This is a genomic window from Bacteroides sp. AR29 (assembly GCF_900217715.1).
GTDB classification, from domain to species: domain Bacteria; phylum Bacteroidota; class Bacteroidia; order Bacteroidales; family Bacteroidaceae; genus Bacteroides; species Bacteroides uniformis.
The window spans coordinates 1-11,520 of the sequence record NZ_OBMS01000040.1 but is presented as its reverse complement, the minus strand read 5'-3'; the positions used below and the strand labels follow the sequence as shown (position 1 = coordinate 11,520).

7 protein-coding genes and 2 tRNA genes are annotated in these 11,520 nt (G+C 49.3%); 7 read left to right on the top strand and 2 right to left on the bottom strand.

The window, feature by feature from the left end; all coding sequences use genetic code 11:
• Nucleotides 1-172: 172 nt before the first annotated feature.
• Nucleotides 173-1,267, bottom strand: coding sequence for a tryptophan--tRNA ligase (gene trpS, locus CSD97_RS18210; RefSeq protein ID WP_098032873.1), 1,095 nt, complete (start codon nucleotides 1,265-1,267; stop codon nucleotides 173-175).
• A 74-nt stretch (nucleotides 1,268-1,341) separates the two neighbouring features.
• Nucleotides 1,342-1,986 (bottom strand): HU family DNA-binding protein, encoded by a 645-nt coding sequence (locus CSD97_RS18205; protein WP_005833449.1) that lies wholly within the window; start codon nucleotides 1,984-1,986, stop codon nucleotides 1,342-1,344.
• 641 nt (nucleotides 1,987-2,627) lie between these two features.
• Here CSD97_RS18205 and carB point away from each other — a divergent pair.
• From carB to asnS, 7 genes are all read left to right on the top strand, one after another.
• Entirely contained in the window at nucleotides 2,628-5,855 is a 3,228-nt protein-coding gene (gene carB / locus CSD97_RS18190) for a carbamoyl-phosphate synthase (glutamine-hydrolyzing) large subunit (RefSeq protein WP_005833447.1), read from the top strand.
• A 128-nt stretch (nucleotides 5,856-5,983) separates the two neighbouring features.
• The gene (locus CSD97_RS18185; protein WP_098032872.1) at nucleotides 5,984-6,544 is read left to right on the top strand and encodes a sugar O-acetyltransferase; all 561 of its coding nucleotides are present in this window, start codon (nucleotides 5,984-5,986) and stop codon (nucleotides 6,542-6,544) included.
• A 130-nt stretch (nucleotides 6,545-6,674) separates the two neighbouring features.
• Nucleotides 6,675-6,749 (top strand) — tRNA-Val (locus CSD97_RS18180).
• A gap of 31 nt (nucleotides 6,750-6,780) precedes the next feature.
• A tRNA-Val gene (locus tag CSD97_RS18175) sits at nucleotides 6,781-6,855 on the top strand.
• 158 nt (nucleotides 6,856-7,013) lie between these two features.
• Nucleotides 7,014-8,360, top strand: coding sequence for an adenylosuccinate lyase (purB, locus tag CSD97_RS18170; protein WP_005829591.1), 1,347 nt, complete (start codon nucleotides 7,014-7,016; stop codon nucleotides 8,358-8,360).
• Nucleotides 8,361-8,496: 136 nt separating this feature from the next.
• Entirely contained in the window at nucleotides 8,497-9,963 is a 1,467-nt protein-coding gene (locus CSD97_RS18165) for a pseudouridine synthase (protein WP_098032871.1), read from the top strand.
• Between the two features lie 27 nt (nucleotides 9,964-9,990).
• On the top strand, nucleotides 9,991-11,394 hold the full coding sequence (asnS, locus tag CSD97_RS18160; RefSeq protein WP_098032870.1) for an asparagine--tRNA ligase: 1,404 nt from the start codon (nucleotides 9,991-9,993) through the stop codon (nucleotides 11,392-11,394).
• The last annotated feature ends 126 nt before the right edge of the window (nucleotides 11,395-11,520 follow it).

Genomic DNA, 11,520 nt, shown 5'->3' with positions numbered 1-11,520 from the left:
TGCCAAATGCATGAGGAAAAAGTAGCATAGCCAAAAGAAAATATAGCAGAACTTAAAATATAAAAGAGGTTGTGCCAACGTTTTGACACAACCTCTCATTTTTTGTAACCAGTAACTTGTAACAGGTAGCTCCTTGTAACTCGTAACTTCTGTAACTCGTATCTCCTATCCCTTATTCTCCGCCGAATTTCTTTACTTGCTCTGCAATCAGTTCCGCATCATCAAAGTAGTTTATCTTCATAGCCTTGCGTACATCGTCCAAGGTTGCGGCAGCGGTTTCCCTGGCAGTTCCGCAACCTTTCTTCAGCATGTCGTAGATGGCGGGGATGTCTTTTTCAAACTCCTTGCGGCGGTTGCGGATAGGCTCCAGTGTCTCCTGCATAATTTCGTTGAGGAACTTCTTCACTTTCATGTCGCCCAGACCGCCACGTTGGTAGTGGGCTTTCAGTTCGTCCAGATTCGGATATTCGGGCAGATAAAGGCCGAAGTGTTCCGGACGGCAAAAGGCATCCAGGTAAGTGAATACGGTGTTGCCTTCCAATTTTCCGGGGTCTTGCACACGCAGGTGGTCGGGGTCGGTATACATGCTCTTCACCTTCTTCTGCACCTCGTCGGCAGAGTCCGAAAGATAGATACAGTTGCCGAGGCTCTTGCTCATCTTGGCTTTGCCGTCCGTTCCCGGCAGGCGCAGGCAGGCTGCATTGTCGGGCAACAGGATTTCCGGTTCCACGAGGGTTTCACCATATATATAGTTGAAACGGCGTACGATTTCACGAGCTTGTTCAATCATCGGCTCCTGGTCTTCGCCCACGGGCACGGTAGTGGCGCGGAAGGCGGTAATGTCCGCTGCCTGGCTGATGGGGTAGGTGAAGAAACCTACGGGGATGCTTGTCTCGAAATTACGCATCTGGATTTCGGTCTTTACCGTCGGGTTGCGTTGCAGGCGGCTCACGGTCACCAGGTCCATATAGTAGAAGGTCAGTTCGCAGAGTTCCGGTATCTGGGATTGGATGAAGATGGTACTCTTCGTCGGGTCCAGTCCGCAAGCCAGGTAGTCCAGTGCCACCTCGATGACGTTCTGGCGCACCTTTTCCGGATTCTCCATATTGTCCGTCAGCGCTTGTGCGTCGGCGATGAAGATGAAAATCTTGTCGTACAAGCCGGAGTTTTGCAGTTCCACTCTTCTTCTCAATGAGCCTACATAGTGTCCTATGTGCAGGCGTCCTGTGGGGCGGTCGCCCGTAAGGATGATTTTTTCTTTTGCCATATTATGTATTTTTTAGTTTCTTCATTGTATAAAAGCCATTAAGACCGGCAAAGATACCTATAATTATCGAAACCTCAAGGGATGACGCTTTCTTTCCTTTTCACGTATACCTTATGGCTTCCGATGCCGCTTGTATCGATTCCGCTGCCGGGAGTATGTGCCCATTTGCGCAGTTCCACGGTGGCGGTGGAGCGGACGAGTCCGGTCAGTTGCCGGTAGATGCTGACAGTAAGGAAGGCGTGCTTGTCCAGATACTGATGCGCCAGAGCCAGACGTTGTTCGGGGGTGTATTTCTTCGACGAACGTGCGGGTTTCCAGGAGGCACGTTCCAGTTCGCACCAATGGTTGGTTTCTCTAATCAAGGCCTTGTCCGTGCGGAAGTTCACGCCACTTACGTAGATGCTCCGCGCGTTTCGCTTCGTGGTGCTTTCTTGGGGCTGTTCGCGTTCCTTGTCGGGGTAGATGGACAGTGCGGGGGTGAATACGCCCAATCCTTCTATCTTCACCGAGCGTCCCATTCCCATTTCGTGGGCCAGGGCTTCGCCCAGCTCGCAGATAATTCCTTCGGTTACGCCTTTAGAGAATCCCGAGGTCATGGCGATGTATTCCGCCAGTTCGCGCGTGCCGGTCTGTCCGGTCATCACCATCTTGGGGTAGGTGATTGGTTCGCCCGTGCCTTGCAAGTCGGGCATTTCTTTCATTTGGTAGCGTGTGGTCATTGTTGCGTTCTCCTTTCTTTTCTTTCCTTCGTTGCAAAGTCCTTTTCCCTGCGGAGCAAAGTTCTTTTGGTGGCGGAGAAATCTTAGAATAAAGCCTTTATTCCAAGGAATAGAAATTTTATTTTTAAGAATAAAGGCTTTGTTTGTAGAAACAGAATCCTTGTTCTATTTTTGTATAGGCACAAAGGTAAGTTTCCGTGGCGAGAAAAGCAAGTTTTGGTGGGGAGAATCTTCATATTTATCCGCAAATGCCTTTACTGAGATATAGTCTTTCTTTTTTATATGGAATCGCATTTTTCGGAAAAAGATTTCGGTTGTGGGCGACGGCCGCTCTTCTATTATGGAGGATGACGTTTCTTTTATGCAAAAAAATATGCCACAATTTGCTCTTTTCGTAAATAAGTCGTTACTTTGCACAAATTTTAAAGAGACTATGCAATCGCAGGAAATGAGAAGCAAATATAACCTCCGTTCGAATGAATTTCATTCGGGAGCCGTCAGTTTCTCTTTTTTCGAGAAAGATATTTTTAGTTCTTTGGTAATGCGTTAATCCTTTATTGGGTGACGCATTTTTTTTGTGAAATAGCTACAACTCGTAGTTCGTAGCTTGTAACTCGTAACTTAATAGACAACAAGAGAATATGGAAAAGAATTTAAAGAAAGTGCTTGTCTTGGGTTCTGGTGCGCTCAAGATTGGTCAGGCCGGAGAGTTTGACTATTCCGGTTCGCAGGCGCTGAAGGCGTTGCGCGAAGAAGGTATCGGTTCTGTTTTGGTAAACCCGAACATTGCTACTATCCAGACATCGGAAGGTATCGCCGATCAAGTTTATTTCTTGCCGGTAACTCCTTATTTCGTGGAAGAAATCATCAAGAAAGAACGTCCCGACGGCATTTTGCTGGCATTCGGCGGACAGACGGCGCTGAACTGCGGTACGGAACTCTACCAGAACGGAATTCTTCAGAAATATGGCGTGCGCGTGCTGGGTACTTCCGTTGAGGCGATTATGTACACCGAAGACCGTGACCTCTTTGTGAAGAAGCTGGACGAGATTCCGATGAAGACTCCGAAGAGTCACGCTGTAGAGAGCATGGAGGACGCACTGAAGGCAGCCCGCGAGATTGGCTACCCCGTGATGGTGCGCTCGGCTTATGCTCTGGGTGGACTGGGAAGCGGTATTTGTCCGGACGAGGAAGCCTTCATTAAATTGGCCGAAAGCTCTTTCACTTTCTCCAAGCAGATTCTGGTAGAAGAGTCTCTGAAGGGTTGGAAGGAAATTGAATTCGAGGTAATCCGCGATGCCAACGACCACTGCTTCACGGTGGCAAGCATGGAAAACTTCGACCCGCTGGGCATCCATACGGGTGAGTCCATCGTAGTGGCTCCCACTTGCTCATTGACCGACGAGCAGGTGAAAATGTTGCAGGAGCTTTCCACCAAATGTATCCGCCACCTGGGCATCGTGGGCGAATGTAACATCCAGTATGCCTTCAATGCCGAGACAAACGACTATCGTGTCATCGAGGTGAACGCCCGTCTGTCCCGTTCTTCCGCATTGGCTTCCAAAGCTACCGGTTATCCGCTGGCATTTGTGGCTGCCAAGATTGCGTTGGGCTATACGCTCGACCAAATCGGCGAGATGGGAACTCCCAACTCGGCATACGCAGCTCCGCAGCTTGACTACCTGATTTGCAAGATTCCGCGTTGGGACTTGACGAAGTTCGTAGGTGTCAGCCGCGAAATCGGCTCCAGCATGAAGTCGGTAGGCGAAATCATGTCTATCGGACGTTCCTTTGAAGAAATTATCCAGAAGGGCTTGCGTATGATTGGTCAGGGAATGCACGGATTCGTGGGCAATGAGGGAGTGGAGTTCGATGACTTGGATTACGAACTGTCACATCCCACAGACCTGCGCGTCTTTGCCATTGCCGAGGCTCTGGAAAAGGGATATGCCATCGACCGCATCTTTGAGCTGACCAAGATTGACCCCTGGTTCTTGGGCAAGCTGAAGAACATCGTAGACTACAAGCAGAAACTTTCCCAATATAATAAGGTGGAAGACATCCCCGCCGACGTGCTGCGCGAAGCAAAAGTGCTTGGCTTCTCCGACTTCCAGATTGCCCGCTTCGTGCTGAATCCGCAAGGCAATATGGAGAAGGAAAACCTTGCCGTACGCGCCCGTCGTAAGGAGCTGGGCATCCTGCCCGCCGTGAAGCGCATCAATACGGTGGCCTCCGAACATCCGGAACTGACGAACTACCTCTACATGACGTATGCCGTTCAGGGTTATGATGTGAACTATTATAAGAATGAAAAATCAGTGGTTGTGCTTGGTTCGGGCGCTTACCGCATCGGTTCGTCTGTAGAGTTCGACTGGTGTTCGGTGAATGCCATCCAGACTGCCCGCAAGCTGGGCTACAAGTCCATCATGATTAACTATAACCCCGAAACCGTTTCTACGGACTACGACATGTGCGACCGTCTCTACTTCGACGAGCTCTCCTTCGAACGTGTGCTCGACGTTATCGACCTGGAGCAGCCGCGCGGTGTCATCGTGTCCGTGGGTGGACAGATTCCTAACAACCTGGCTATGAAGCTTCACCGCCAGTCAGTTCCCGTGTTGGGTACTTCCCCCATCTCCATCGACCGTGCCGAAAACCGTAACAAGTTCTCTGCCATGCTCGACCAGCTGGGCATCGACCAACCGGCTTGGCAGGAACTCACCAGCCTGGAAGATGTGAAAGGCTTTGTAGAGAAGGTGGGCTATCCGGTACTGGTGCGTCCGTCTTACGTACTCTCCGGTGCTGCGATGAACGTATGCTACGATGAAGAAGAACTGGAAAACTTCTTGAAGATGGCTGCTGAGGTATCTAAGGAATATCCGGTGGTGGTATCCCAGTTCTTGCAGAACACTAAGGAGATTGAGTTCGACGCTGTTGCCCAAAACGGTGAAGTGGTGGAATACGCCATCTCCGAGCACGTAGAGTTTGCCGGTGTACACTCCGGTGACGCTACGCTGGTATTCCCGGCACAGAAGATTTACTTTGCAACGGCACGCCGCATCAAGAAAATCAGCCGCCAGATTGCGAAGGAACTCAATATTTCCGGTCCTTTCAATATTCAGTTCCTGGCACGCAACAACGAGGTGAAGGTTATCGAGTGTAACCTCCGTGCATCGCGCAGCTTCCCGTTCGTATCCAAGGTGCTGAAGCGTAACTTCATCGAGACTGCTACCCGCATCATGCTGGACGCTCCCTATACACAACCGGACAAGTCGGCATTCGACATCGACCGTATCGGTGTGAAGGCAAGCCAGTTCTCCTTCTCCCGTCTGCACAAGGCAGACCCGGTATTGGGTGTGGACATGTCGTCTACGGGCGAGGTAGGCTGTATTGGCGACGACTTCTCCGAAGCATTGCTGAATGCCATGATTGCTACCGGATTCAGAATCCCCCGTCCCGAGAAGGGCGTGATGTTCTCCTCCGGAGCCATGAAGTCCAAGGTGGATTTGCTGGATGCCAGCCGCATGCTCTTTGCCAAAGGCTATAAGATTTATGCTACGGCAGGTACAGCCGCTTTCCTCAACGCCCATGGCGTGACGACGGAAGCCGTTTACTGGCCGGATGAACGCCCGGATGCGGAAAACAACGTGATGACGATGATTGCCGACCATGCCTTCGACCTGATTGTCAACATTCCGAAGAACCATACGAAACGCGAGCTGACCAATGGCTACAAGATTCGTCGCGGTGCCATCGACCACAACATTCCGTTGATTACCAATGCTCGCCTGGCAAGTGCCTTTATCGAGGCATTCTGCGAAATGAAGCTGGAAGATATCCAGATTAAGAGCTGGCAGGAGTACAAATAAATTGTTTGCTCTATAAACGATTGCAGGAGCGGAAAGCCGAAAGGTTTTCCGCTCTTTTGGTATACTGCGTTTATTTCCGTATTTTTGTTCGGGGCTGAGTCTCTGTATGAATCAAAAGAAGAAACAATATGAATGAAGTGGAAAAAATGCGTAGCTCCCAGTTGGCGGATATGTCCGTTCCGGAGATACAGGTGAAGTTCGAGCATGCCAAGCGCTTGCTGGCAAAAATGCGTGTGATGAGTACTTACGATGAGGATTACCGGAGCTTGCTGGAGGAGCTGGTACCGGGCATTCCCGCCACGTCCGTCATCTGTCCGCCGTTCCATTGCGACCATGGGGATGGTATCCGGCTGGGTGAGCATGTCTTTGTCAATGCCAATTGCACTTTCCTGGACGGGGGATATATCACGATTGGTGCCCATACGTTGGTCGGTCCATGCGTACAGATATACACTCCCCATCATCCGATGGATTATATCGAGCGTCGTACGGAAAAGGAATATGCCTATCCGGTGACGATAGGAGAGGATTGCTGGATTGGCGGCGGTGCCATTCTGTGCCCGGGCGTCACCGTCGGCGACCGTTGTATCATCGGTGCGGGTAGTGTGGTGACGAAAGATATTCCATCCGATAGCATAGCCGTTGGCAATCCGGCAAAGGTTATCCGGAAAAATGAGGCAAAAAAGTGAACGTACTAAATGCTTGAAAAACAGAGTATGTCGCTAAATGACTAAAAAAATATCGAAAAATATTATGCAAAAATTTTGGTAATGTCAAAATAAGCTGTACCTTTGCATCGCTTTTGAAACGGAAGTGTACGGGCGTTTAGCTCAGCTGGTTCAGAGCATCTGCCTTACAAGCAGAGGGTCGGCGGTTCGAATCCGTCAACGCCCACACAAAATCCAAGCACTTTTGTTCATCAAAAGGGCGTTTAGCTCAGCTGGTTCAGAGCATCTGCCTTACAAGCAGAGGGTCGGCGGTTCGAATCCGTCAACGCCCACTGGAAATTTTCATTCGAAGGTGGTCTTGCAAGTGATTGTAAGGCCATTTTTTTTATCCGTTAACTTCCTTTTCTTAAAATCTTTATCCTTTATGTCTTGTTACTCAGAAAAAAGCAGTAATTTTGCAGTCCGATAATTATCATCATAAATACGACGTATGAAACTTGATTTACTTACCGCAATCTCTCCGATTGACGGTCGATACAGAGGCAAAACGGATGTTTTGGCTGCCTATTTTTCAGAATTTGCACTGATTAAATACCGTGTACAAGTTGAAATAGAATACTTTATCACGCTGTGTGAGCTGCCTTTGCCGCAACTGAAAGGGGTGGATAAGGGCGTTTTCGAAACCTTGAGAAACATTTACCGTAACTTCTCCGAAGCCGACGCGCAACGCATCAAGGATATTGAGAGCGTGACGAACCATGATGTGAAGGCTGTGGAGTATTTCTTAAAAGAAGAGTTTGACAAGTTGGGTGGTATGGACGACTATAAGGAGTTCATCCATTTTGGCCTGACTTCACAAGATATCAACAATACGTCTGTTCCTTTGTCTGTAAAGGAGGCGCTGGAGCAGGTGTACTATCCTCAAATAGAGGAACTGATAGCGCAGCTCCGTGCTTATGCGGAAGAGTGGGCCGCTATCCCCATGCTTGCCAAGACACACGGACAACCGGCTTCGCCTACCCGTTTGGGCAAGGAGGTAATGGTGTTTGTCTACCGTCTGGAACGCCAGTTGGCAACGCTGAAGGCTTGTCCGGTGACAGCAAAGTTCGGTGGCGCTACGGGTAATTACAATGCCCATCATGTGGCTTATCCGGAATATGACTGGAAGGCATTCGGCAATAAGTTCGTTTCCGAAAAGCTTGGCTTGGAACGCGAGGAGTATACTACCCAGATATCCAATTACGATAATCTGTCTGCCATCTTTGATGCCATGAAGCGCATCAATACGGTGATGATTGATATGAACCGTGACTTCTGGCAATATATCTCTATGGAATATTTCAAGCAGAAGATTAAAGCCGGTGAGGTGGGCTCCAGCGCGATGCCGCACAAGGTGAACCCGATTGACTTTGAAAATGCGGAAGGAAACCTGGGCATGGCGAATGCTATTCTTGAGCACTTGGCGGTAAAACTGCCGGTTTCCCGTTTGCAGCGTGACTTGACGGACTCTACCGTGCTCCGCAATGTGGGTATGCCGTTCGGGCATATCATTATTGCCATACAAAGTTCTTTGAAGGGTTTGCGTAAGTTGCTGTTGAACGAACCGGCCATCTACCGTGACCTGGACAATTGCTGGAGCGTGGTGGCCGAGGCTATCCAGACCATTCTGCGCCGCGAGGCCTATCCGCATCCTTATGAAGCGTTGAAAGCGTTGACCCGTACCAATCAGGCCATTACGGAAGCGTCTATCAAGGAATTTATAGAGGGACTGAATGTAAGTGAAGAGATAAAGAAAGAATTGCGGGTGATTACCCCCCATACTTATACGGGAATTTAAGCAACCACAGAAGTGTACCGGAGGAATTTCAACTTTTTACTCCGGCAATTGTTATAGAAACATATAAAATTCAAGGTATAATAGAGACAATGAATGGCCGTGAGGCCAAGGTTTAATTTTATTCGAATAAAAAACAATGAGTACAGAAAACGAAACTTGGCGTGATGCTTCTTCCGCAGAGGAGAACTCAGGTGCCGGCCGCGATGGTAACCAATTTAACAAGGAAGGTGGCTACAGCCGTCCGTCTTACAACCGTGATAATGGCGACCGTCCTTATCGCCCCAGATTTAACAGTGAAAACGGGGACCGCCCGCAGCGTCCTTATAACAGTGACCGCCCTTATCGCCCGCGCTTTAATCCTGGTGCGGACAATGGTGACCGTCCGCAGCGTCCTCGTTACAATAACGATAATGGCGACCGTCCCTATCGTCCGCGCTATAACAGCGAAGGCGGCGACCGTCCGCAACGCCCTTATGGAAACAATTCGGGTGACCGTCCTTACCGTCCGCGCTATAACAGCGAAGGTGGCGACCGTCCGCAACGCCCTTATAATAGTGACCGTCCGCAGCGCCCGCGTTATGGTAATGAAGGTGGTGACCGTCCGCAACGTCCTTATAACAGTGATCGTTCTTATAATACAGACCGTCCCTATCGTCCGCGCTATAACAGTGAAGATGGCGACCGTCTGCAGCGTCCTCGCTACAATAATGAGGGTGGTGATCGTCCTTATCGTCCACGCTTCAATTCGGGTGGTGGAAGGCCTGGCGGATATGGTAACAGAGATAGCTATAGTCGTCCTGTCCGTCGTTCGGCCGATTATGACCCCAATGCTAAGTACAGCAAGAAGAAACAGATAGAGTATAAGGAGCAGTTTGTGGACCCGAACGAGCCTATCCGTCTGAACAAATTTCTGGCCAATGCCGGTGTTTGTTCCCGTCGCGAGGCTGATGAATTCATCACTGCCGGAGTTGTTTCTGTAAACGGAGAGGTCGTGACGGAATTGGGAACCAAGATTAAACGTGGTGATGAAGTGAAGTTCCACGACCAGACGGTCAGTATCGAACGTAAGATTTACGTCCTGCTGAACAAGCCGAAAGATACAGTGACTACTTCGGATGACCCCCAAGCACGTCGCACGGTGATGGATTTGGTGAAAGGCGCTTGCAATGAACGTATTTATCCGGTAGGTCGTCTGGACCGCAATACTACAGGTGTGTTGCTGCTGACAAATGATGGTGACTTGGCTTCCAAGCTGACGCATCCCAAGTATCTGAAGAAGAAAATATATCATGTGCATTTGGACAAGAATCTGACAAAAGCCGATATGGAGCAAATTGCGGCCGGTATTCAACTGGATGACGGAGAAATCCATGCAGATGCCATTAGCTATACGGATGACGTAAAGAAAGATGATGTCGGCATTGAAATTCACTCCGGTAAGAACCGTATCGTGCGTCGTATCTTCGAATCGCTGGGATACAAGGTGATGAAGCTGGACCGTGTATATTTTGCCGGTTTAACGAAGAAAGGCCTGCGCCGCGGCGAATGGCGTTACCTCACGGAGCAAGAGGTGAACTTCCTGCGCATGGGTTCTTTCGAGTAATATATAATAAGGTATAATAACTGTTTTATGGAAAAGATTAGTAGAACAAAGGTGGTTGACCTGCTGAAGCGTGAAGATTTTGGCGCTATGGTCAACGTGAAGGGCTGGGTTCGTACCCGCAGAGGTAGTAAGCAAGTAAACTTTATCGCGCTGAATGACGGTTCTACAATAAATAATGTGCAGATTGTAGTAGACTTGGGTAACTTCGATGAGGAGATGCTGAAAGAGATAACTACCGGTGCTTGTTTGAGTGTAAACGGGGTGCTGACGGAATCTGTCGGTTCCGGTCAGAAGGCCGAAGTGCAGGCCCGCGAAATCGAAGTGCTGGGAGCTTGCGATAACACGTATCCGTTGCAGAAGAAAGGTCATTCCATGGAGTTTCTCCGTGAGATAGCCCATCTGCGTCCCCGTACCAATACGTTCGGGGCGGTGTTTCGTATTCGTCACAACATGGCGATTGCCATCCATAAGTTCTTTCATGACAGAGGGTTCTTCTATTTTCATACTCCGATCATCACGGCTTCCGACTGCGAAGGCGCAGGCCAGATGTTCCAGGTAACTACAAAGAATCTGTATGACTTGAAGAAGGACGAGAATGGTTCCATTATTTACGATGATGACTTCTTTGGAAAGCAGGCTAGCCTGACGGTTTCCGGACAGTTGGAAGGCGAACTTGCCGCTACTGCATTGGGAGCCATCTATACATTCGGTCCTACGTTCCGTGCCGAGAATTCCAATACTCCCCGCCACTTGGCAGAGTTCTGGATGATTGAGCCGGAAGTGGCGTTCAATGATATTGCGGACAATATGGACCTGGCGGAAGACTTCATCAAGTATTGTGTGCAGTGGGCTTTGGACAACTGTGCCGACGATGTGAAGTTCCTCAATGACATGTTTGATAAGGGATTGATTGAACGTCTGCAAGGTGTCTTGAAAGAAAACTTCGTGCGCCTGCCCTATACGGAAGGTATCAAGATACTGGAAGAGGCTGTTGCCAAAGGACATAAGTTTGAATTCCCGGTGTACTGGGGAGTTGACTTGGCTTCCGAACACGAGCGCTATCTGGTGGAAGACCACTTCAAGCGTCCGGTTATCCTGACTGACTATCCGAAGGAAATCAAAGCGTTCTATATGAAGCAGAACGAAGACGGCAAGACCGTGCGTGCCATGGATGTGCTCTTCCCGAAGATTGGGGAAATCATTGGCGGTTCCGAACGTGAATCGGATTACAACAAGCTGATGACGCGTATTGACGAACTTCACATTCCGATGAAGGATATGTGGTGGTATCTCGATACCCGCAAGTTCGGTACATGTCCCCACTCCGGATTTGGTTTGGGCTTTGAGCGTTTGTTGCTGTTCGTGACGGGCATGACGAATATTCGTGATGTTATACCGTTCCCACGTACGCCGCGCAACGCCGAGTTCTAAGTTTCGGAATATACAAACTGGATAAAATCATGAGGTTGTGTCAAAACGTTGGCACAACCTCTTTTATATTTTAAGTTCTGCTATATTTTCTTTTGGCTATGCTACTTTTTCCTCATGCATTTGGCA

Bases quoted from the DNA above. Each gene is read 5' to 3' on its own strand.
- asnS (WP_098032870.1), top strand. From the start codon at position 9,991: ATGGAAAAGATTAGTAGAACAAAGGTGGTTGACCTGCTGAAGCGTGAA.
- CSD97_RS18185 (WP_098032872.1), top strand. From the start codon at position 5,984: ATGAATGAAGTGGAAAAAATGCGTAGCTCCCAGTTGGCGGATATGTCC.
- CSD97_RS18205 (WP_005833449.1), bottom strand. From the start codon at position 1,986: ATGACCACACGCTACCAAATGAAAGAAATGCCCGACTTGCAAGGCACG.
- trpS (WP_098032873.1), bottom strand. From the start codon at position 1,267: ATGGCAAAAGAAAAAATCATCCTTACGGGCGACCGCCCCACAGGACGC.
- purB (WP_005829591.1), top strand. From the start codon at position 7,014: ATGAAACTTGATTTACTTACCGCAATCTCTCCGATTGACGGTCGATAC.
- CSD97_RS18165 (WP_098032871.1), top strand. From the start codon at position 8,497: ATGAGTACAGAAAACGAAACTTGGCGTGATGCTTCTTCCGCAGAGGAG.
- carB (WP_005833447.1), top strand. From the start codon at position 2,628: ATGGAAAAGAATTTAAAGAAAGTGCTTGTCTTGGGTTCTGGTGCGCTC.